Here is a 22,486-nt window from a genome sequence, read left to right as displayed (position 1 = left end):
TGTACTCGTTACATAGTGTTATCTATTAAAGTAGTAAAGGATTGATGCAAATGGATAGGTCCGTTTTTAGGATCTCAGTAGGAATTGCAATCGTTTTTGTTCTGGTAGGGGTATTAATACCTGAACAATTGGGATCTGCAATGGATGTAGCAAAAGGATTTGTACTTGAGAAATTTGGCTGGTTTTATCAGCTGGTCGCCACCTTCTTCCTCTTATTCGCCACGTTTATGATTTTCAGTAAATATGGAAAAATCAAATTAGGAAAACAAGACTCAGAACCTGAATTCAGCCGACCAACTTGGTTTGCCATGCTGTTTTCGGCCGGAATGGGAATCGGTTTGTTATTTTACGGTGTCTCTGAACCCATTTCTCATTTTTCCTCACCACCTGTAGGTGAAGGCAGTACGGCACAATCAGGAATTATGGGAATGCGATATACCTGGCTTCATTGGGGACTGCATGCCTGGGCAATTTATGCGATTGTCGCATTGGCACTGGCCTATCAGAAGTTTAACAGGGGAGCTCCTGGATTAATGAGTGCGACTTTACATCCTGTAATTGGTGAAAGGGTGAAAGGCCCAATCGGTAAGACCATTGATGTTGTTGCCGTATTTGCGACATTATTTGGCGTTGCGGCATCATTAGGATTGGGATCACAACAGATCAATGCTGGACTGACATATCTTATAGGCATTCCGAACAACTTTTTTGTCCAGTTCATTATCATGATGATCATCACTGTACTTTTCATTGTTTCAGCAACTACAGGCATTTCAAAAGGAATCAAGTTATTAAGTAATATCAATATGTCGTTAGCGGTCTTATTATTTATTGTTATGCTCATACTTGGTCCAACACTATTCTTGATGAATATGTTCACCACCACTATGGGTAGCTATTTAACAAATGTCCTTCAAATGGGCTTGCGCTTGTCTCCTTTCAATGCGGATGAAGCAGCATGGACCCAAGGCTGGACGGTATTCTATTGGGCTTGGTGGATTTCTTGGACTCCATTTGTGGGAATGTTCATTGCACGTGTTTCTAAAGGACGTACCATCCGTGAGTTCACAATCGCCGTCTTATTGGTACCATCCCTGGTCTGTGCCTTATGGTTCACAGTATTCGGCGGAACAGGTATCCACCTCGAGATGGTGAAAGGCTTGGATGTTTCAGGACAAAGCCTGGAAACAGCTTTATTCTTTACGTATCAACATCTTCCGTTCGGTGCGATTCTATCGGTATTGACTGTGGCTCTTATCACGACCTTCTTCGTCACATCAGCCGACTCGGCGACGTTTGTTCTTGGCATGCTGACAACAGGTGGGCAAATGAACCCTCCTAACCGCGTGAAAGTTGTATGGGGAATTATCCTCGTTGCATCTACACTTGTTCTAATGGCATCCGGAGGTCTGACCGGACTGCAGACAGCCATCATTGTAAGTGCACTTCCCCTCACATTCGTCGTGCTGGTCATGTGCTACGGATTGGTGAAGGAGCTTGGAAGAGAATATGATATCCAAATGAATCAATGGAAACCAAATAAGAAGGATAAATCGAATCAAAAGATAGGCTAAGGAAAAGACCTGTCCCGGATATGGGGCAGGTCTTTTGTGTTGAGTACAGTCTATTCGAATTGGATGAATATTTAAGGTTTATTTAATGGCGTTTTTTATGTCGTGGTGTTTTTCACATGGTACAATATATGTCTTCCAGACTCATGCAAATGAAAACATAAAAGCAAAAACATATAAAGTAAAGTAAATAAAATTGGCGGTGAGTGTATGTTGGAAAATATATATCTATTCATTTATCTCGTTTTAACAATAGTATACATATCTGTATTTTATTCTAAAAAAATTAAATTTAGAATGATATATGCTTTATTATATCTGATTGTATTTGTAGTGTTTTTCAAGTATACATGAATGAATCTACTAAAAAGAAGACCCATCCGAATAATAAGACATAGTATACTCCAAAAAAGGGCGCATCGAAACGCCCTTTTTATCACTTATCATTCATACACCGTCACAATGACTCCATCCATATTGTTTCCTGAAATCTCAAATTGACTATTATTCAGTATAGGGATCGTCCTGCTCCCCGAGATGGGATAATAAGTAATACTGTAATTTTCCTCATTCATCTTAACAGAAATGTGCTTTTCATCCTTTAAGTAATCTAAATATTCTTCTAGAACAAAATCCTTTTCCTTCATAATCGCACTATGTGGCAAGCCGACATATCGGATATGCCAGGGCTCATATTCAATTCCTGTTATATCCTTTTTATCCTTTGGATAGCGTAAGACGAATCCGTATTTCCAAGCATTTTTTTCAATCCACTTTCCTTCAAGTGCTACAGCCATTTTCATTTGCGTGGATCCTACATCAAGCGATAACCCCAGGTTATGTTCGCTAAACCCTGCCGGTAAGGCATAGTCAGAACCGATTTCTTGATAAAGCACACTTTGCTCTTCAAAGTCGCGAAATCCACTGGTGATGGAGAAATGTCGAACTCCTTCTTTTTTTGCTGCAGCGATCATATTTGAAAATTCAATGGCAATATCCTTTGACAAATAAATGTTACTATCCATCAACCCATACCCTTGTGTTAATTCACTATGAGAAAATAAATTGATAATATCTGATTTAATACTCTCTTGTTCGACTGGGTATTCTTGGTTGACCAAAAGTAGGTTTCCTTGATGAATTTGTTTTTCTGTAATCTCTTTTTTGTGGATTTTTTTAGAAGTCGATTTATCCTCTTCTTTTACATAGTCATCAACTTTCTGTATTTCTACTTTCGGTTCCAGAATTGTAGTACTGAACGTTAGATACGCGCACGATAATAAACAAAATAAAAACCCCCACTTTTTCATCTATCTGTTTCCTCCTCTTTTTCTTCTATGCTAAAAAGAATAAGGAAAACTATTTAAAAAAAGTGTGGGGTAAATATAAAATTTTTCTTAAATCAACTATATTTTATTCATTTTCCTTTGGTAACCGAACTTCAAAAACGGTCTGTATGACGCTGCTTTCGGCAGTAATGGACCCATCATGCTGCTCCACAATATTCTTGGCAATGAATAAACCAAGACCTGTACCATCTTCTTGATGAGTTCTTGCTTTGTTTCCGGTATAGAACATATCAAAGAGATGCGGGAGTTCATCCGGAGGAATGCTATCTCCATAATTCACAATTTGAATAACCACTTCATCTGCCTCAATAAAACCGTTAATATCCACGTACTGCCCTTCATATCCATAACGAATTGCATTCGTCATAAGGTTCTCAAACACACGTGCGATTAAATCTCCATCTCCAACAATAGGTAAATGAGGCTCACAATTCAAACGGGTATCCACATGATTTTTTTCAAATACTGGATACAATTCTTCCGTTAATTGATGAAGCAATTCAGTCAAATCTAATCTCTTCTTTTCAATGGAGAGCATGCCGTAATTCATTCGGGTAATCTCGAATAATTCATCAATTAGCCTTTCTAAACGTTGAGATTTAGTGAAGGCAATCGTTAAAAAATGCCTGACTTGTTCTTTCGACAAGCTCTCATCCTTAAGGATCAAATCCAAATATCCTAAAACAGAGGTAAGAGGAGTTCGCAAATCATGTGCCAAATTCACGACTAATTGATCCTTACTGCTTTCTGAGAAATCTCCCCGTTGGATGGCTTCTTCCAATTTTTCACTTGCCAAATTAATGTCCAGTGCGATATCTCTAAACTCATCATTCGATTGGATATGTACCTGGTGTTTAAAGTCACCGCGAGCAAGGTAATGAATCCCGTTTGATATCTCTCTAAAATAGGTAGAATAGCGCTTCGTAAGGAGAAAGAAAAACAGTATGGATAGTGGAATAAATAGTAGTAGAAAGAAATTGATGTCCCCGATTTTATACATGAATGTACGAAACTCGGCCAATGGTTCACCGTAATGAACATTAGTATGATAATAATATTGAAGTAGTTTAAAGATGATATATGTTATCGTACCAGACAAGCCCATACTTAAACCGAATAACAATACCATCTTGGAACGAAAGCTGCGCATCATGTTAACCATTAAATGTATACCCTACTCCCCATACTGTCTTGATCCACTTCGTTTTATGCTTATCTTCTTCAAGCTTTTTCCGGAGCGTCCGTATATGAACCATAACGGTATTTCCACCTTCAAGGTAGGCTTCCCCCCACACCTGTTGAAAGATATTTTCCACGTTAAAAACTTTCTTAGGATGACTGGCCAGTAAATATAATATATCAAACTCCTTGGGTGTTAGCTCAATGCATTTACCATATAGTGTAACGGTTCGTTCTTCAGGAGAAATCACCATTCCACCATATTCTACGCACGTTTTTTGATTGGTGTCAGCTTTAGGCTGATTAAGCTTCATAAAACGGCGGAGCTGGGCATTTACACGCGCAACCAATTCGATCGGTGCAAAAGGCTTGATCATATAATCATCTGCTCCAATGACCAGTCCTTGTACTTTATCAAAATCAGATGTTTTCGCACTCAAAAAAATGATCGGCATATTATGATGTTCGCGAATACGACGAGTGACTTCATACCCATCCATCTTCGGCATCATAATGTCCAAAATTAGCAAATCAAACACCTGCGACTCTACAGCACGAACAGCCTCTTCCCCATCCGAAACGGTACGAACTTGATACCCTTCTTTTTCTAAATGAATCGAAATCAGAGTAGCAATTTCCTCTTCATCATCTGCAACTAGTATTGAAATAGATCTCATCTTCCCACTCCTAATTCACAATCAGCTAGATCCCTGTTTACTTTCTATTCTTTCCATTCCTAGACTAAAAATATATTCTCTTTGTTGTAGAAAACGTCAACACCACTCTTCTACTAACTGTTCTTTAGTTTAGGTGTAGTCTTTGACAATCACAAGATAATTTTTCTGTAATTCTAAGTTACATGAAACTACACTATGAGTAACAGTGAAAAACCAGGCCAATCGGCTCTGGTTTTTTTGAGCTTATTATTCTCTTACGTCCCCCATATAATGAAGATTACTGAAATGTTTGAGCTTCGGTTTCGGTTAACCACTTATCTATTGCCTTTACAGGAAAGTAGGTCTCATATCCAATTTTTATATAGGGGATTTCACTGGTAGTAATATCACCATCATTTTTGGGTAAAATCTTTCCTAATTGCTCGTCACTAATGCCCAGATATTCTTTTAATTCTAGATAACTTAATAACTGATGTTCTTGAGGTGTAATCACCGTAACCTGATCAACTGCCCCAACTGCTTTTTGGTTACCGTTATGATTCAGTGCATTAGAAACCATCCAAGCTCCACCTAACACACATACTCCCAAAAATATGAGAGAAAAATTGATTGTTGTTTGTTTCATAAAATTAAATACACTCTCCTCCACTGCCTTAAGTAATAAACTATTCTATATTCCAATTCAAAAAAGCGCCTCCCTTGATAAAGGGAGAATTCTTAAAGTATACCCTTATATCTAACAACATAAGGAGTAAACAACGATCCAACCAAAAGTATGATTAATTGAATTCCAAAATTAAGAGCGAAATTTTCAAAAGGGGATATGAAATGAAAGAAAACAAGCGCGGGTACAATGGTGTAACTAACGAAAGTTAACCTTCCTAAAAGGGTAATTTTATGTACCGTTCCACAATTCCGACACTCAATTGGGGTGTATATCCATATATATGATTTAAAGATTTCACTCCAGCTAAATTGAGTATTACATTTATCACATTTCTGCAAAGTAAAACACCTCGATCGTTAATCAGACTCTATATATTACTTCTACTAGAGATCCTTTCAACTTATTAACTCTTTGACAACATTTTTTTAATCAGTCTTATTTGACCTCTATGGTTAATTTCATCTTCAAAGACGTGGAACCAAATAAAATAATGATTTGATTGTTGGTTATCCCATAATCTGTTTTCATACAACCATGTATCATTTTGCTTCGCAAATTCTTCTAGCGTTTTTTGCCGTACATCTTTCAGTTTAGTGATGTAAAAATCCAAAGAGTTTCCTTTGATATTTTTTCTCCCTTTATCGCCAAGACTATATGGATCTCCCCATTGAGCAATCTCTTGTTGATTCGGCTTTCTGCCATCAAAAATCTCAATTTGAAATCCTTTTTCTATTGCTGCAATATGTAATAACAATGCTCCTATGCTATTAGAATCATCGCTTGGCAAGAAATCTAACTCTTCTATAGTTAATCCTTTAACAGCGTCTATTGTTGTCTTTCTAACGTAATCCATCTGCGAAACTAAATGGCCAATTTGATACGTAAAACCCTGTAATTCTGTAACCTTATATTCCAATGAAAAAGCACCCACTTTGTCAATATTCAAATCAGGATTTGAAAGTATGCCCAGGTCCATTACTCCTTGATACTCTTCAATAATTGAAGAAGAGCAATAGCCTGATCGATTAGCTGATTTTCAGTTATTGATCAGGATTACAGACGATTATACTCTACCATTCTCCTTATCTGATATAAGCTTATCCAGTTTTTCTTCAACACGTTTTAGCCTGCTATTTCTTCTTCTAAGAACAACTATGAAGATTATAATCCCCACTGGAATAGTTAAAAGAAATAAAAGTGATAGTAACTGAAAAATAATATCACCTGTGTTAAATGTTGCTGTTGATTGTGCTGATGCTAGTAACATGCGTAACTCCCCCTCCCTATATTTATTGTCCGAATTGAAGACTTACCGTAGCCTGATTCATAGTTCAATTCGTTATGTTAGTGTTCTTCTGACTTTTTGCATTTCTATATAAAGCAATAAGATGAAAGACTAATATACCCAAACCACCTATTAAAAAGAAAGATGATAAAATTTCTCTTTCTCCCCAGTGGTTATATGCTTGTAAAAAAGCAATAATAACCACAAAGAAGCCTATGATCATTTGAAAATTTGGAACACGTCTCACCTTACTCCCCCTTAGTTCTAACCACATAAAAACCTAAATCCTTCCATATAGGCAGCCCTTTTTGCTACCTAATTAGACAAAAGCCATTCAATAAATGTTTCGGCACGTTTCGTTATCCTGATCGCTAATGAAAGATGACAATAGCCTGATCAATTAGCTGTTATTCAGTTATTGCTCCTGTGAACGCAATAACGGGACCAGAGTATTGCACTGTTTGCGAGCGAACCCAAGTGAATCTCATTAGCGTTTATTTACTTTGCATTGACGGACGATCGCATCTACAACATGCTCGATCGGCGCAGCTGCGTCGATTATGATACCGTTCTTCGGAATGTCTTCTTTCGTTTGGTGCAAACGAGCAATTAGTTCCCGTTCTGTTTTCTTTCCACCAAACTCATTTTCTGGTCGCTCGTCAAGTCGTCGATTTAATGTTTCCATGTCAACCTCGAGGACGAAAACACCATCAAACAGATCTATGAATTTCGAAAAGTTCCTAGAACCACCACAGAAAAATGTTACCGGCTCATCCTGATTATCTACTAAAGTTTTTACTTTATCTACATGCCAAATGTGGTTCTCGTGCGAGGCAGTATCTGTACGTGTACCAGATTCCGGATCGCCTTGATAGGCCAATTCACGGTCACCATGAATGGCATGATAGCCGCTCCTTTGCAATTCGTTGCAGACCGTTGTTTTACCAGTGCAGGAAACGCCTTCGATTAGATAATTTCTAACGCCCATGGTTAGACCCTCCATTCATCAACTTATCTGTCTTTGATTCAATACCAATTATTTCAAAATCTAGTTGCTTACTCAAGAAAAACTTTAGATAAAAAAGAAGCTTATCCTGTTCTGGATAAGCCCATTTAAACTAAATACAGCACTCGAGATATTTTAATGCTCCCAGTTGCGATAGTTGCGTACTCCTATATCTTCTTTGAATCAAAAAGTACTCCTCGCACTATTTTTCTTTTAATATTGAATACTTACGAAATGCTTTAGAATAACTCCCCTCCAAAAAAACAACCATAAATACAGGAAACAACTTCAATAGGACAAATGGAGTTTCAAAGATAAACGCTTTCCAAAATAACTCATTCTCCATACTCCAAAGTCCTTCATGATAGTTCAACTAAATAGCCAACCATATTTTTGAAATTCCATTACAAAAGCCGATTTCCGGTGACAAACAGAAATCGGCTTGCGGTATGAACTATTACCAGTGGGCCTGCAGTTTATTGCCATCTGGATCATAAAAGTGGAAAAAGGCATGACCATGATCTTCTTTAATCTCATCAACCTTCACCTGATGATCCATTAAATGTTGATGAAACTGAGCCAGCTCCGGACTTGCAAAGCCAATACTGAATTCTTGTTCTTCTTTCACAGTAAAATGGGCAAAGGTTTCATCTTCAGTCGGGATGAGGATCAGTAAAAATGGTCCTTCGTTTACTTTGATCGTGGCAAGTTCCTTCGTCATGTTGAGTAACTGGAGTCCCAATACATCTCGGTACCATTGTGCAGATTTTTCTACATTTTTAACAGGAATTCTAATATAGTGTACTTGTTCAATGAATGATGTACTCAATTTCTTCTCTCCTTCTTTGGTCATCTCTTAGTCCATCCTTTTGCTATCAACGCTCTCATTTTCTTCCTCAGGGTCTCTCACTTTACCGTCCAGGATATCGTCTAAAGGTGTGTAATGATTATTGGGGAGTTTCTTCTTTCTGATGGCTCTAATGATAATAAACGCCGGAATGGCAAGATAAACAATAAAGGCTAGTCCAAGAGACAATACCTCTTGTATGCGATTGATGATCTCCATCTAACCTTCCCTCCCTTATAGAATGAGAACGTGAATCGCTCCCACAATATGCATATACAATCCCGTGAGAGATAGAACCGTCCCCAGGAAAAACGTCCAAGGGTTGTCTTCTTTTTCTTTATCAAATGTCCAGATGGTTAGAATTGCTACTGTCAACGTGATGACAGGGAAAATGACATATTGCGGTCCAAAGGCGAATGAAATTCCACCAAAGATCAATACAAAAATTCCATAGGGATTGGCATTCTTGATATTATCAATGTATTCTTTCTCAGCAGCCGAAAAACCTTCATCGTCATAGGAGTAAAACACTTGCTTAAAACTATTTAAGAAAGTGACAACCTTTTTAAATACACCCATTTGCTTCCTTCCTTTGTGCAGTATTTTGGGAGCTTTATGGAATAATAGAAAACCGCTTCATTGTGTTGACCGGCAATTCCGGATGCCACTTCTAGGTTAGCGCCCAGAGTGCTCTTTTAACACTTTTTTTTCATCATATGCCTTTAACCATTTTTCAGCAAAATTAACGCCTTGCTTTAATGAAAATAACCGACTTTCTGCAAGTCCAATTTGGTTTACAGATACTTCATATCCACTCTCGAATTCTCTACCTATCTCTTCAAACAGCTCTTCTCTTGTTTCTATTTCTTGATAGGTTTTCCAAACTCGTTCATCATCTATCAAAATCGGGTTTCCTTTACTTACGATTTTGCGATATGGAATTCTATATTCTGCAAGGTGGAATGAGGTGTTACTGTCGTACCCAACGCCTAATAGAAGAACTAAACCATTCATTTTATATAATGTAGCCAGAGGTGATTGTTCACCTAAACCAAATTCCAAGCTATGTTCTCTAATGATGATTTCTTTATCCTTTCCCCAGGCAGCAAACGAAACCTCTGGATGATTGCTTCTTATAACACCAGGAAAGTTCCGAAATGCTTCAGGGATTTTCCCCATTGCATAAGTTGGTGTATAGGAAGGATGAAAAGCAGGCATTGTATCTCGAATAGGCTGCCACCATTCTCTAGGAACGGGAGGCATCTCCCACTCTGAAGGATCTGAAAGTAAGGCTGATTGAGTTGGCATGATGATAGTACCTTCTTCTGTTATAACCTCCATCAAGGCTTGAATAACAGCTACTTCTCCTCCATTCACCCATCCAATCGAAGATAATGAAGAATGAACGATTACGGTCATTCCCTCTTTAACCCCCATTTTTCTGAGGTCACCCATAATAGAGTTTTTGGTATTTGGAAAATCAACTCTCTCTATTGCTTTCTTCATTATTTCTCCTCCAAACTTGTTTATCAAAATGTTTGACTCTATAGTTGACAGCTCTTCCGTTACCTCGAGAAGTTCTATCTATATTTTACTTTGCACCTTTTTTCTACCATCGAGTTTTCTAGAACTGTAAAAACACAACAAACTGGCAGCCACAAAAAGAAGGAATGGAATGATGACATAACCCGGCATTACAATCGTCCCATAAAGTAGGTACGCACTAATGGCAAACAGAAAACAGCTGATGATCAGTAAAAGACTTGAGGTCAGTTCTTTGAATGTAATCATGGATCGCTCCTCCCTTTCAATTTTTCACTGTATCGATTCTGCCTTTCGAAAGGTCTTCCTATGATAACGGCCCCAATCCTCTTTCAGGTCATCAACATGCACAATACTCCACGCATTAAAAAACGTCTGTCCACGTTTATTAAAGAAGAACTGACCGTCAATACAGTAAGAGGCATGCTGAATGATCCCGTCCTCATTTTCCCACGTCACCACATCGCCAGCCCTCAATTCCTGAGAAGTGACACGATAACCTTCAAATTCTAAACGTTGAAGAAACGTTTGAGGATGGACCCATTCATGTACGATCCATTCCTGTTGGGTAATGGCGAATAAGGTGGCCGATAAACAATTACTTCCTGCTCTGGATGGAAAGGTGTTAGCAAACGGAATTAGGTGTGGTGGTGTTTGGCTCGGAACATCATAGCAGGTCCAAGCCTCCCATTCCTGGGCAATATCTGTCATGATGTCTTCTTTAAAACTATAAGAGAGTTCTTCCCACATCGCTTTATGAAAGACTGCATACTTCTCTCCCTCTACTTCAATCACATTGTTACCAAGGGATGATGCGTAAACAAAGGAGTCAGAGATTGGATGAATCAGCCCCCTGTCCACTGCCACTTGAATCTGAAAAAGGTCGATTTTCTTTTCAGCTGGTAAATGATTCACCCATCCTGGAGGTGTCACAAGTACATAGGAAACGTCCTTTGATAGATTCCAATACTCATAGCTGTTCGTAAGTTGAACTTGTTTATATGTTGAATGGTTGTTGAACTCTTCGTGGGGAATGACCAAGGCATCCCTTACGTATTCTTTAAAACTAGCAAGGGTGGTCTCTGGGAGGAAAAAGAAGTCTCTATCCGGTACATAGGTTTTTATCCATTCTTTCATTGTGTCAGTTGTTGGTTGGAGCTTTCTTTTCAAATTCATTCACCTCGTTCATTCTCTGCGAAATTCCAGGACAAGTCCTTCTCCAATCTGAGAAGACTGTTTCAGCAGCTCCTTGCTGGCTGGATCAATCCAATAGTATTGAAGGGTCTCTCCAAAATACGTTTTCACTTTCCAAGCATCAACAAATTCTTCAAACCCTCTTTTGACTTGCTCTAACTCTACTACTTGAATATAAATATCGACTTCTGACTCAAGCGTTGCATTGAAACCATCCAATTGTAGAGAGTAACCAGACTTCAACGGAAGCACACGCAATATAAGCTCAACAGAAAATGTGTCAACGTAGTCTCCATTTAGTTTGATAGTATTTTTATTATCTTCAATCGTGATATGTACTCCTTCATTACCATATTCGGCTTTCAGCTGTTGACTATCATTTAAGTAATCAGTGAATGAAATGGGTTTAAAGGCTGCCTTTTCCATTATTGTGATGCCTTTTTTATTTCCTAGCATCTCGGAATTTAATGTTTGCGCTCTCTCAATGGCATCTCGACCATTGATACGAATAAACTTTATCTTCTCCGTAGTAGAACCAATCCTTTTTTCTTTTCCGTTCTCAATAAGATAAATACCTTTTTCATCTTCTGTCTCAACTAGTGTCTCTGCACTTATTCTCATTGATGTTGCCCTACTCTATGCCATTTCCCCGCCCCTTTCTTATCTGATCTCCTCCGCCAGCTCTAAAATAATCCCCTCCGGACCACGTACGTAGCATAGCTTATAACTTTCTTCATATTGCTGTATCTCACTAAAGGTTTCCGTACCTTTCTTTTTCAAATGGGCAATCATGGTTTCAAGATCATCAACAGCAAAGCAAATATGTCGGATACCCAATGTGTTGGGAAAGGTTTGCTGAATACCTTTTTCATCCGACGGTGTACGATACTTGACGAGTTCTATCCATGTCTTCCCGCCCGGTACCCCCATCCCTACACAAGACGTTTTCACATCTTTAAGGCCAACGACCTTGTCCAACAGTTCTCCATCCATCTCCCATTCGGCTTTTACCTCGAGTCCTAAATCTATAAAAAACTCTTTAGCCTTTGAGAGATCGTTTACGTTGATACTGATATGATCCATTCTGGTGATTTTCATGTTTTTGACCTCTTCCACAATTAGATTCCATCAAAGTTCATTATCTGCTATTTACCATTCCTGACTCTAGCTTAATACCAATTATTTCAAATCAATAAATAAAACTCAATGTTTTTTGATTACGTTATGAGATCCAGTGGAGTTTTTTCTCCACTAATTCTCGGAGAAGAACTTTCAGCAGGTCAAACAAGATTTTTGTCGAACCTTATACATGAAACGTAGTAAGAAATTCATATATTGGGGGAGTAAATGATGGCTGAAGTTTTGTTGTTTCACCATGTTTTAGGAAAAACGAAGGGGATTGAGGCAATCGCGGATCAACTGAGAGATGCGGGGCATATAGTGCACGCGCCGGATTTATTTGATGGCCGCGTATTTTCCACTCTGGAAGAGGGCCTAGGATTTGTTAAGGAAATCGGATTTAAAGAAGTGACGGCGCGTGGCATTCGGGCAGCCAACGACCTTTCCAGAGATATCGTCTATGCTGGTTTTTCACTCGGTGTCCCGGCCGCACAACAGCTCGCTCAATCCCGCGAAGGCTCAAGAGGTGCACTGTTCTTTCATGCCTGCCTTCCGACCTCCGAGTTCGAATCTCCATGGCCCGCCGACTTACCTGTGCAAATTCATGCCATGAATGAAGACCCCTTCTTCGTTGAAGACGGTGACATCGATGCGGCGCGGGAACTTGTGGAGTCGGCCAATCATGCTGAACTTTTTCTATATGAGGGCAAGGAACATCTCTTCACCGACAGCAGTATACCTTCTTACGATGCTGACGCGACGAAGCTTGTGATCAAAAGGGTTCTCGACTTTCTCTCATAGTCACCAGGAAGCACGGGGACGGTTCTTGTGCTTCTTTAGTATCTTACCTGATAATTGAAGAGGGCCAATAGCTTAATCAACTGATCTTCATTATTCCCCTTGTTACCGAATAAGAATATTTACTCCTTGTTTAAAGTCACTACATCCTTTTCTCTACTAACACGAAAATTCAAATCATGATCATTTTTCAGCGAAGAACCTTCATAAAATATCCCAAACCCATTATTGGAAGGGTATCCGTATACATAACAAACAACTTCGCCATTATTCAAGAAAACGATTTGATTCATTCCCTCACTTACTGTTGCAGAAATACGATCCCATTCATAACCGACCGTTTTATATATCTCTTTTGCTGGGGTGTAGGGATCGAAGAAATAAGCGATATCCCATTCGAAGGGAGTTACATCAATTAAACGTACTGTTTCAACCGATTGGTCGATAGATAGAACTTCCTTCCTCAGTAAATCGTAGTTTGCATCCCATATTTCCTGGTTTAATGCCTTTATTAGAAAAAAACAGCCAATTAAGGCACCGAGAATAATACCCATTCTTATTTTATATTTCAAGCTGCTTCCTCCTTATGAAATGACACTAACCACCGTAATGTTCAATAAATGTGCATCACATCAAATTCTTGCACTATTTATTTTAGACATTAAGACTTCAAATCTGATTTTTTCAGTAAGTACTTTTCCTTTTGAGATTTTTTTGAATAAAGGAGAAGCTTGTGCCCATTAACTCAATCTAATTGCAAGGGTCCTCCCTAAACGCACATATCCCAATGACTGAGCAATCTCAACCGACGATGTATTGGATTCAAGAGTTTGATAGTGCATCATGGTACCGCTTGATAATCCTCGCTTTGTAAGATCATTTACCACTGCTTTTGCATGTCCTTTTCCTCTATGTGTAGGATGGCTAATAATCCCGACACTTAGAAATCCTGACTCCCCTTTTCTCCAAGACCCTGCTGCGACTGCTTTTTCATTGAGTATCCGTAAAAAAATGGGACCCTTCTTCTCATCTATGGAGCTATGTTGCCACTCCATTTCTGTGCATGCTTCGCGTAACTCTTTAAGTAACATTTTGTGTTGCTCCGTCTTCAGTTCAACTACTGATGCCGAAGATGCTTGAAGGAAAGAATCACTGTCTACATACCCTTGGAAAGCTGGTCCTATGATTCTTTCATATTGATCACCAATTGAATGAACAAGCCATTCAGCATCAAATGCTTGGTCGGGTCCGTGGCCACTTACCGCTTTGTGTAACTCCGCCACGTATTTAGCAGGAGCGGATATTATACATGAGGTTCCATTGTTGAAACAGTAAATCCCGTTATATCCACTTAAGCTCTCGGAATGCTGGACTACACTCACGGTAGGAGTAATCAATTCTGAATAGTCACATCCCAAAAAATCAGCCCAATAAGCATACACACGATATTTAATATTTTTCTGAGGCACTCAAGCTCCTCCTTTTATTCTTTTTTCACATACCTGCACTTTAACTTAATACCAATTATTTCAAAATCAAACAGTTTGCTCAAGAAAAACTTCGCACCAAAAAAGCTCATCCTATTCCGGATAAGCCCTTACGGTTATAGTTGATGATAAAAAATACTTAAAAAGGATATGCTTTGTAGATCTCTCCAATAATTCCTTTTAATTGATGAACACCTGTGTTTGTATTTGTCATAATGACTAATCCTTTTTCTAAATATGGATAAGCCACTATCATACATTGGTAACCAACACCCCAACCCAGTGATGAAATTTCAATTCCCTTTTCGTTTTTATCTAGAAATACTCCAAGTCCAGTCCATTCCTTACAACCTTGTGATGTTATGATTTCCTTTGCTTTACTAGTTGAAAGATTGAGCTTACTTTCACCTTTTATAGAATTCATTAATTCAATCATTAAGAGACCTAAATCTGAAGGTGTTGTCCATAGTCCTGAAGCTGCTGGATATGGATAAATGGGATGTTTTTCATTTACTAATTCTCCAAGTTTGTTATGACCACAAGAGAATTCACGTCTGATTGTTTTTGATGTCGGAAGTTCAAATGTGCTTTTTTCCATATTCAATGGTTGAAAAATTTGTTCATTCATTACTTCCTGAAAGGACTTATTCATAACATCTTCTATTAGCAACTGTATAATGCAAAAACCTGCGTCTGAATAATGAAAGTCGCTTTCGGGCTCATACTTCGTTTCAATCGGAGTCTTACAATAAGGTGTTTTCCCTTCTAAAATCTCGACCATTGTAGGTGTATCTATTATTGAATTACGAATAGAAAAACTGCCTTCAGGGTCAATAATGCCAGCTTGATGACTAAGCAAATTTCTTAGAGTCACTTTTTTCTTTTTATTTAGTTCATTATATGGAAACGCCCACGATGTAAGTTTCTCATTTACATCTTCATCTAAATCTACAATTCCTTGTTCAGTTAATTTCATTACTAGAATGGAAGTTAGAAATTTACTGATTGAACAAGCACTAAAGATAGAATCTCTTTCAACACTTTTATTTGTTTCTTCTTCAAGTAATCCAAAACATTCTGTATCTCCTATGTGACCTTCATCTATTGTTGCAATGCTTATTCCAGTTATATTGAATACTTCCATCCTTTTCTGAATGTTGATAGTTTGTATTTTCATATTCGCCCCCAAATTACTCCTTATACTTTAATACAATTTCATTCCAAAAACCGATTCAATAGTTGAAAAATAGCATCTCCAAAGTTCATTTGGGTTTTCTCCATTATGTCCTGATGTCATTCTGTCTTTTTTCAATATTCACCAGTAACGGATCAATTAGAGAATCTACAGTAATGTCCATCTTAACTTAATAGATTCTGTACATTACTAGAAACATATTTCCTAAGCATAAAAAGTTCATCATTCTCAAATTCATGATCATCTTTTTTACTCGTATAACATTCCATTACTTTATTAACGGTACTTTTCAATTCTTTTGGCAATGTTGTTAAACCCCAGCGACCAGCTTCTTCTTTTGAAGAAATGATGCCTTCTTTTAGATACCAAAACACTCTAAGCATACTTAACGTACAATAAATCGGGTCCTTTTCCATGCAAATTAAACATTCCTGAAAGTCACAGACTATGGAGGATATATAATCTGAACGAGGCACAATTGGGAAGACTTCTGCAATGGGTTTGCCTGCCACACAAATACCCTTATGATTTATGATGGTTATATGGGCTGCTAAATCCGGATCAGTGGGACTATCTCCGTTTATGAAATCGTATGTACCTCTTAACAACTCATTTTCATACCGATCTCTCCAGAATTCACTAAAATGGAAATCAAATGGGCAGGGGTGCTGCCAGTCATTAAATTGTTCCTTATTGATAAAACTGATTTCGACCGGGTATGGGGAATTGGAACAATTCAAAAAGAACTTAGCTAGTTCCCTTTTCGTCTTAACCGCAATAGGCTTTTTCGTGACGGCCAATACATCAATATCGCTTCTGTCTGGATTAAATCCACCCATTGCAATAGAACCGTGAATATAGAAACCAAGAAGGTCATTGTTTACTATTGCTGTAATTTCTTTTTGGATACTATAAATAAAACTTTTAACATCAGTTGAGCAGGTCTGCAAATTAATATTCATTCACTACTCTCCTTATTCTACTTCCGATAACTTATCCAATGTAAAGTAATAGCTTGATCACCTGGCTGGCATTATGTTATTGCCTTCGCTACTAATTTTTCCTTTTGAATACTTTATTTCGTTCTATGACCGTACACCCGTTATTTTGGAATGTTTTAAGCATCGGGAGGTTGTTGTGACCAGTAGAGCCAATGTAATAAGAAGCCTTAAAGTCTTTTTTTAAGATAGCTAGAGATTGTTGGTGGAGAAGTTTACTTTTTCCTTTCCCTCTTTCGCTTGGAATGATTCCAAAATAAAAAATCCTCCCCTCATTTGTAGTCCCTGGTTCTATATGAGGCATCGTGACTCCGATTGGAGATTCATTTTCATAAGCAATCATACATGACTTCTTATAGTTCGGACCTAATTCCACTTCTACGCTTCGCATATGTTCATCGATACTTAACGAAGATGGTGCATTTAAAGATTCCTTCATTGAAGCTTCCCAGACCCTCTTAAACTCTGCTACCGGAACATCGTGTAAATCCTTTAATAAAAAACCAGCTTCCAAGTTAGATGATTCATCAAGCACTTTGTAAACAGTTACGTTTTCGTCATGTAACGTAAACTCATATTCTTTTAAAAGAGAGTCTACCTCTTCGCTACTTTGACTATCAACAAGGATATTTACACTTTCACAAGTTTTAATAAACGACTGCCCCATCATATATGGTATAAGTTCAATGAGCTCTTGATTTGACAGACTTTTTGTATTTTCGATCGTTACAAAGTTTTCTCCTCTTACAAATTTAACTCGTTCCATTAAATCAGAAAGGTTGTGAAACTCTTTTCTCCTCATTCATTACACCTCTTTTACATCACAAATTATGGAGCATGTAATCGCCCATCAGCTACCCATATGATTCTGAAAACCTGCCTTTTACTTGAACAAAGGGACGGCGGTTTGTTCAGAGCAAACGCTACCGTTAACAGAAGATTGTATTTAGAGGTCATATGCAACTAAAAGAAAAGAAAAAAGAATAAAAAGGGATAACCCCAGACAAACAATTGCTGCTATTCTTGACTGAATAGCAACTCGTTTATCACCTTCTAGTAGGTTTTCAATAAAACTAAGAGTAAAGAAAAAACATAAAATTATCAGCGAAATTGAAATAAAACCCACCAAGCCTAAAGTCATATTACCTCCTCCTCTGACTATTCCAATAACCTGCCCATTTATTGATGCAGGGCAATACAGAATCAATTTGAATTTTCACCGGAAGAATCTAAATAAAAATTATCCTTCACATTTACTTATGATCCATTTAACAGCTTCTAAAAAATTTTCAGCAACATAATCTGGTTCAATCTCTGCCCATGATTCCCTGTATTGTTTAAGAGAACCATATCCCCATCCTGTAAGTACTAATATTTTCTTTGCTCCAACAGCATGAGCAGCCAACATATCCGTTGAACCAACGTCACCAATAAATACTGTTTTTGTTAAATCTAAATTATATTTCTTTGATGCTTCCAAAAGCATACCTGGTTTTGGCTTATGACAATTGCAGGCATCATCTGAACTGTGAGGACAAATGAAGGCATCATCAAATCCATATGATTGAAATTCCTTGTTAAAGTCATCGAGGGTAGCTTCTCCTCTACTTATTCTATGTTGATTCGTACAGGCAAACGTTCTAATATTATGATCCTTTAAAATTTGTATGGCATCTCTACTAAACGAATATGGGGCGAACTCATTGGGATGAATAAAGTGTCCAGTACCACCAATAGTTCCATCACGATCAACAAAAACGGCTTCAATATTCATTCGCGCTATTCTCCCTTTTCTGATTGCTTAAGGTGACTAAAAGTTGGACTAAATAGAATGAAAAAAGTGTCTGTTTTTCACAAAATAATCCCAACCAGACACAACGGTAATAATCAGTGCCGCCCATAGCGAAATCATATTAAAAGGTAAATGAAAATAAGTGAAAGGAATATTGTGTAGAAGCAAGGCGGAGATGGATACTACTTGAACTCTCGTTTTCCATTTTGCTAAATTACTTGCAGCAATTACGATTCCCTCTTTTACCGCAATCAAGCGTAGAGCAGTTACTGCAAATTCCCGACATAATATAATAATAACCATCCAACTCGGAACAATGTCCATTTGCACCAAAGCCACTAAAGCAGCAGTGATTAATAACTTATCTGCTAGAGGGTCAAGAAACTTCCCGAGATCAGTAATTAAGCTATATTTTCTTGCATAATAACCATCTAACCCATCAGTGACCGATGCAATAATAAATAACATTGCAGCAATGAAATGAGACACCGCAATATTCCCACCCGCAACAGAGAACTCGCCCAGCGGAAAAGGAACTAATAAAAATAACAAAAAGACAGGAATAAACAATATTCTAATGATCGTTATTTTATTGGGTAGATTCATACATTTCTCCTTCAAAATAAATTTTTTTCATGACTCTGTTGGAACTGCACAACATTAAAGGTACAGTCACCATCATACCTTCTTTCCTTCATATGTCACAGTAGACTCTATAGCCTTATTCCTCACTTCTAGTATATATTCCTTACCAATATATTCTTTTCCACCGTGTCCTTCATACCACTCTTGGATACGTTTAACGTGGAACACGCTTAGCTTATATGTGAAATGTATTCAAATCGCATTCAACAAGACTAGCCCATAATTCCAATTATTTCAAAACTAGGCAGAGTACTCAAGAAAAATTCGAAATAAAAAAGCTTAATCCACCTACTTCTAAGATTTTATTACTCTTAAAAATAAATACATTTACTTCGAAGAGTAATCAATATACAATATATAGTAATTACTTAAAAGGAGTTGAATCTATGAAAGTTTTAAATGAGAAGTTCATTCACATTGATATTGATAAGTACGAAAGCAAGTTCTATGACCTTTTGCATCAATTTGAAAATGCAAACTCCGCTAAGGAGCAGTCCAAGTGGTTCATGAAACTAAATGACCACCGTTTTATTTTTGAAACCAATTTTAATTCTGCAAGACTACGACACTATCGTGAAATGAATAATGAATTATTTGCGACTGAATTAAATGTTTTCACTAAAATGGAACCTCGTTATCTCGAACTGGTTGGATATTATTATAGAACGATTCTCAGGGCGACTTATAGAGATCATCTTGAAGGCATGTGGGGGAAACAAATATTTCGACTCGCAGAATTGAAGCAAAGTTTATACTCTGACAAGATAGAAGATGAACTAGAGAAGGAAAATCAACTCATTATGGAATATCAGTCCCTCCTCGGGAAAGCAGTAATACATTTCTCAGAACAGCAAATGAATCTCTCAGAACTTACTCCCTACCTTAACTCTTCAGATAGACAAATACGTAAAGATGCTCATTTGGCTAAATACCAGTTTTTCCAAAAAAACGAAAGACGCTTTGATGAACTTTTAGACGGACTTGTTCATGTAAGGAATACAATAGCAAATAAGTTAGGACATTCATCCTTTGTTAAACTGGGTTATCAACGAATGCATCGAACTGGCCATACGCCAGATGACTTGGAGAAGTATCGAACTCAAGTTGAGAAATACGGAGTTCCATTCGTATCCAAATTACGAGAAGCTCAAGAACAAAGAATCGGCGTTGATAAACTCAACTACTATGATGAAGGCTATCTTTTCGCAGATGGATCTCCGTCCCCCAAAGGTACCCATCAGGAAATGATTAATAAGTTCAAAACGTTTTTTTCAGAATTATCACCAGAGACAAAAGTCTTCATTGACGAAATGCTAAGCCATGATTTAATTGATCTCACCCCTCGTAAGGATAAAATGGTAGGGAACTTCGCTACATACATTGGACCTGACAAACACCCTTTCATGTTTATCAACCTTCATGGCATCGCAAATGATATTCGGATATTTACACACGAAGCTGGTCATGCATGTCAATTTCATATGTCCAGGCATTGGAATGTTCCTGAATATATAATCCCCTACGACTCAGCTGAACTATTTTCCTTTGGAATGGAACGGCTTTCGTGGCCATGTATGGAAGATTTTTTTGGCAGCAACACAAAACGATATCAATATTCCCATTTGATTTCTGCTTTTATGTATATGCCTTTAGCAAGTGCTGTAGATGAATTTGAGCATTTTTTGTATGAACAACCGGCCGTTTCAATTGAAGAACGAAAATCTAAATGGGCGGAGTTAGAACGTAAATACATTCCAGAACGTGATTACGATGGAAATAAATTTCTAGAAAGAGGAACGGGTTTTTACGAAATTAGTCATTTGTTTACAACACCATTCTATTTTATGGACTATGACCTAGCACACCTTTGTGCAGTTCAGCTATGGAGGAAGCATCAAGAAAATCCAAAGGAAGCATTAATGGGGTTTCTTGAAATGTGTAGAAATGGAGGGAAACTCCCGTTTAAAGAATTGATCAAAATAGCTAATATAAAATCACCATTTGAAGAGAACAGCATCCAGCCTATATTAGAATTTGTTGAAGAATGGATCGAACGAGTAGAAGTCAGTGTTAACAAGTAAGAAATTGAATGTGGCGCGCTTGTACTTTGCGCGCCATACAAATAGATAGTTCTTAAAAGTTAGGTAAAGTCACTACCTCAACTCTAATGAAGGGAGAATACAGTTCATTTATATCACAGCTATTTTAGCACCCCTTAAACTCCAATGTGTTTCATACGAATCAAGTAGCTTACTTAAGAAATAGTTGAACTAAAAAGGAGCTTACCTTGTTCTGGATGAGCTCCCTTAAATTGAATACTTCCATCAAACTGCTCTTAACTTAATACCCAACGCTGGTATTAAGTAGATAGCCTAACATGTTGTCCCTTGAAGATTATGCTGTATTATCTCATCATTTTCTGAGCTTATGGTCTAATGTAAACCGAGAATATAATAAATCATATTCATCTTTGGTAGAGTGTTGATAACCATACCGAACTTTTTCATAAATAGGGATGATTTCCAATGGTCCCCCAATTCTTCGAAACCATTCGTGAATCGTTTCATTTGGTCTTTTCTTTTGTTCATCTCTTAACTTACCTTGCCATTCCTGAAGTAACCATCGAATCTCATTCTGATTATCTTTGCTGAGTGGTTCATTTATATATATATCCTCACCCTGAATCGCGTCTTCATGCTTATATACAACAATAGCGTTTGTTGTAAAGTTATTACTTTCTCGCCTTTTTCTTACCACCAAGAAGAACACCATTATTGCTATTGCAAGAAGAGTTAGAAATACATAACTACCTATTTTATGAGATTCACCCACCTTTTCTTCAAAAGGAACTGGTTCTTTTTTAACAACCTTACCTACTATTATTTTTCCTTCTTCACTTTTTTCTTTTTCTACCTTATCACCGATTTCACTATTCTTATCCAAGTTCATTTCCCGTTGCGATCTACCTTTGGTAAAATCGCCCAGAAATGCACTTTCTTGATCCCTTTGATTATCCGAATAAAAGCTAATAACTTTGTTGGATAACGTCTGAGTAGTATATGTCACAAGAGAAGTAATGAGTAAAATCGAAGACAAAAAGCCAAACATAAACATGAGTTTCCCCTTCAAATCGAT

At 37.6% G+C, this 22,486-nt stretch carries 29 protein-coding genes; 3 read left to right on the top strand and 26 right to left on the bottom strand.

Annotation, left to right across the window (positions count from 1 at the left end; translation table 11 throughout):
• Window positions 1-44: 44 nt before the first annotated feature.
• On the top strand, window positions 45-1,574 hold the full coding sequence (locus tag LCL96_RS01880) for a BCCT family transporter (protein ID WP_224941257.1): 1,530 nt from the start codon (window positions 45-47) through the stop codon (window positions 1,572-1,574).
• A 440-nt stretch (window positions 1,575-2,014) separates the two neighbouring features.
• Here the strand turns inward: LCL96_RS01880 and vanY are convergent, their stop codons facing one another.
• The 17 genes from vanY to LCL96_RS01795 all read right to left on the bottom strand — a co-directional run bounded on the left by vanY (window position 2,015) and on the right by LCL96_RS01795 (window position 12,415).
• Complete coding sequence (gene vanY / locus LCL96_RS01875; protein WP_224939800.1) at window positions 2,015-2,881, bottom strand: VanY-A/VanY-F/VanY-M family D-Ala-D-Ala carboxypeptidase; 867 nt, start codon at window positions 2,879-2,881, stop codon at window positions 2,015-2,017.
• Window positions 2,882-2,984: 103 nt separating this feature from the next.
• Window positions 2,985-4,082 (bottom strand): sensor histidine kinase, encoded by a 1,098-nt coding sequence (locus LCL96_RS01870; protein ID WP_224939799.1) that lies wholly within the window; start codon window positions 4,080-4,082, stop codon window positions 2,985-2,987.
• Window positions 4,075-4,776 (bottom strand): response regulator transcription factor, encoded by a 702-nt coding sequence (locus LCL96_RS01865; RefSeq protein ID WP_224939798.1) that lies wholly within the window; start codon window positions 4,774-4,776, stop codon window positions 4,075-4,077. Before LCL96_RS01865 ends, LCL96_RS01870 begins: the two co-directional genes overlap by 8 nt.
• A 277-nt stretch (window positions 4,777-5,053) precedes the next feature.
• Window positions 5,054-5,401 carry a hypothetical protein gene (locus tag LCL96_RS01860; protein ID WP_224939797.1) on the bottom strand — a complete coding sequence of 116 codons (348 nt, stop codon included), beginning with the start codon at window positions 5,399-5,401 and terminating at the stop codon, window positions 5,054-5,056.
• A 92-nt stretch (window positions 5,402-5,493) separates the two neighbouring features.
• Window positions 5,494-5,781 carry a TIGR04104 family putative zinc finger protein gene (locus LCL96_RS23675; protein WP_224939796.1) on the bottom strand — a complete coding sequence of 96 codons (288 nt, stop codon included), beginning with the start codon at window positions 5,779-5,781 and terminating at the stop codon, window positions 5,494-5,496.
• 65 nt (window positions 5,782-5,846) lie between these two features.
• Window positions 5,847-6,359, bottom strand: coding sequence for a DinB family protein (locus tag LCL96_RS01850; RefSeq protein ID WP_224941256.1), 513 nt, complete (start codon window positions 6,357-6,359; stop codon window positions 5,847-5,849).
• A gap of 147 nt (window positions 6,360-6,506) precedes the next feature.
• Window positions 6,507-6,710: a hypothetical protein gene (locus LCL96_RS01845; protein WP_224939795.1), complete on the bottom strand. Its 204-nt coding sequence runs from the start codon at window positions 6,708-6,710 to the stop codon at window positions 6,507-6,509.
• 64 nt (window positions 6,711-6,774) lie between these two features.
• Window positions 6,775-6,975 carry a hypothetical protein gene (locus LCL96_RS01840; RefSeq protein ID WP_224939794.1) on the bottom strand — a complete coding sequence of 67 codons (201 nt, stop codon included), beginning with the start codon at window positions 6,973-6,975 and terminating at the stop codon, window positions 6,775-6,777.
• 240 nt (window positions 6,976-7,215) lie between these two features.
• Entirely contained in the window at window positions 7,216-7,716 is a 501-nt protein-coding gene (locus LCL96_RS01835) for an AAA family ATPase (RefSeq protein ID WP_224939793.1), read from the bottom strand.
• A gap of 475 nt (window positions 7,717-8,191) precedes the next feature.
• Complete coding sequence (locus LCL96_RS01830; protein ID WP_224939792.1) at window positions 8,192-8,563, bottom strand: VOC family protein; 372 nt, start codon at window positions 8,561-8,563, stop codon at window positions 8,192-8,194.
• Between the two features lie 27 nt (window positions 8,564-8,590).
• Entirely contained in the window at window positions 8,591-8,800 is a 210-nt protein-coding gene (locus LCL96_RS01825) for a hypothetical protein (RefSeq protein WP_224939791.1), read from the bottom strand.
• A gap of 15 nt (window positions 8,801-8,815) precedes the next feature.
• A complete protein-coding gene (locus LCL96_RS01820; protein ID WP_224939790.1) occupies window positions 8,816-9,160 on the bottom strand; it encodes a cell division protein FtsK in 345 nt (114 codons plus the stop codon).
• Between the two features lie 96 nt (window positions 9,161-9,256).
• Window positions 9,257-10,087, bottom strand: coding sequence for an aminoglycoside N(3)-acetyltransferase (locus LCL96_RS01815; protein ID WP_224939789.1), 831 nt, complete (start codon window positions 10,085-10,087; stop codon window positions 9,257-9,259).
• Between the two features lie 78 nt (window positions 10,088-10,165).
• On the bottom strand, window positions 10,166-10,372 hold the full coding sequence (locus tag LCL96_RS01810) for a hypothetical protein (protein WP_224939788.1): 207 nt from the start codon (window positions 10,370-10,372) through the stop codon (window positions 10,166-10,168).
• Between the two features lie 24 nt (window positions 10,373-10,396).
• Window positions 10,397-11,293: a hypothetical protein gene (locus LCL96_RS01805; protein WP_224939787.1), complete on the bottom strand. Its 897-nt coding sequence runs from the start codon at window positions 11,291-11,293 to the stop codon at window positions 10,397-10,399.
• Window positions 11,294-11,308: 15 nt separating this feature from the next.
• Complete coding sequence (locus LCL96_RS01800) at window positions 11,309-11,938, bottom strand: hypothetical protein (protein ID WP_224939786.1); 630 nt, start codon at window positions 11,936-11,938, stop codon at window positions 11,309-11,311.
• Between the two features lie 39 nt (window positions 11,939-11,977).
• Window positions 11,978-12,415, bottom strand: a complete 438-nt coding sequence (locus LCL96_RS01795) for a VOC family protein (RefSeq protein ID WP_224939785.1) — start codon at window positions 12,413-12,415, stop codon at window positions 11,978-11,980.
• A 249-nt stretch (window positions 12,416-12,664) separates the two neighbouring features.
• Between LCL96_RS01795 and LCL96_RS01790 the strand changes: the two genes are divergently transcribed.
• Window positions 12,665-13,237: a dienelactone hydrolase family protein gene (locus LCL96_RS01790; protein WP_224939784.1), complete on the top strand. Its 573-nt coding sequence runs from the start codon at window positions 12,665-12,667 to the stop codon at window positions 13,235-13,237.
• Window positions 13,238-13,356: 119 nt separating this feature from the next.
• On the opposite strand, the gene LCL96_RS01785 is transcribed toward LCL96_RS01790, so the two are convergent.
• The 8 genes from LCL96_RS01785 to pgsA form a co-directional block, all read right to left on the bottom strand.
• Window positions 13,357-13,806 (bottom strand): hypothetical protein, encoded by a 450-nt coding sequence (locus LCL96_RS01785; protein WP_224939783.1) that lies wholly within the window; start codon window positions 13,804-13,806, stop codon window positions 13,357-13,359.
• A gap of 168 nt (window positions 13,807-13,974) precedes the next feature.
• Window positions 13,975-14,703, bottom strand: coding sequence for a GNAT family N-acetyltransferase (locus LCL96_RS01780; RefSeq protein WP_224939782.1), 729 nt, complete (start codon window positions 14,701-14,703; stop codon window positions 13,975-13,977).
• Window positions 14,704-14,860: 157 nt separating this feature from the next.
• Complete coding sequence (locus LCL96_RS01775; RefSeq protein ID WP_224939781.1) at window positions 14,861-15,898, bottom strand: serine hydrolase domain-containing protein; 1,038 nt, start codon at window positions 15,896-15,898, stop codon at window positions 14,861-14,863.
• Between the two features lie 182 nt (window positions 15,899-16,080).
• Complete coding sequence (locus tag LCL96_RS01770) at window positions 16,081-16,878, bottom strand: aminoglycoside adenylyltransferase domain-containing protein (RefSeq protein ID WP_224939780.1); 798 nt, start codon at window positions 16,876-16,878, stop codon at window positions 16,081-16,083.
• A gap of 91 nt (window positions 16,879-16,969) precedes the next feature.
• Window positions 16,970-17,716 (bottom strand): GNAT family N-acetyltransferase, encoded by a 747-nt coding sequence (locus LCL96_RS01765; RefSeq protein WP_224939779.1) that lies wholly within the window; start codon window positions 17,714-17,716, stop codon window positions 16,970-16,972.
• Window positions 17,717-17,860: 144 nt separating this feature from the next.
• Window positions 17,861-18,055, bottom strand: a complete 195-nt coding sequence (locus tag LCL96_RS01760; protein ID WP_224939778.1) for a hypothetical protein — start codon at window positions 18,053-18,055, stop codon at window positions 17,861-17,863.
• A 99-nt stretch (window positions 18,056-18,154) separates the two neighbouring features.
• Complete coding sequence (locus LCL96_RS01755) at window positions 18,155-18,688, bottom strand: HAD-IIIA family hydrolase (protein ID WP_224939777.1); 534 nt, start codon at window positions 18,686-18,688, stop codon at window positions 18,155-18,157.
• Between the two features lie 48 nt (window positions 18,689-18,736).
• Window positions 18,737-19,312: a CDP-diacylglycerol--glycerol-3-phosphate 3-phosphatidyltransferase gene (gene pgsA / locus LCL96_RS01750; protein WP_224939776.1), complete on the bottom strand. Its 576-nt coding sequence runs from the start codon at window positions 19,310-19,312 to the stop codon at window positions 18,737-18,739.
• Between the two features lie 425 nt (window positions 19,313-19,737).
• Here pgsA and LCL96_RS01745 point away from each other — a divergent pair, with 425 nt between their 5' ends.
• Window positions 19,738-21,432: a M3 family oligoendopeptidase gene (locus tag LCL96_RS01745; RefSeq protein ID WP_224939775.1), complete on the top strand. Its 1,695-nt coding sequence runs from the start codon at window positions 19,738-19,740 to the stop codon at window positions 21,430-21,432.
• Window positions 21,433-21,763: 331 nt separating this feature from the next.
• On the opposite strand, the gene LCL96_RS01740 is transcribed toward LCL96_RS01745, so the two are convergent.
• Window positions 21,764-22,480, bottom strand: coding sequence for a hypothetical protein (locus tag LCL96_RS01740; RefSeq protein ID WP_224939774.1), 717 nt, complete (start codon window positions 22,478-22,480; stop codon window positions 21,764-21,766).
• Between the last annotated feature and the right edge of the window lie 6 nt (window positions 22,481-22,486).

The organism is Rossellomorea aquimaris, from assembly GCF_020172085.1.
GTDB lineage: Bacteria > Bacillota > Bacilli > Bacillales > Bacillaceae_B > Rossellomorea > Rossellomorea aquimaris_E.
The sequence above is the reverse complement of the archived record's forward strand: the minus strand, read 5'-3'. Positions and strand labels throughout refer to the sequence as shown.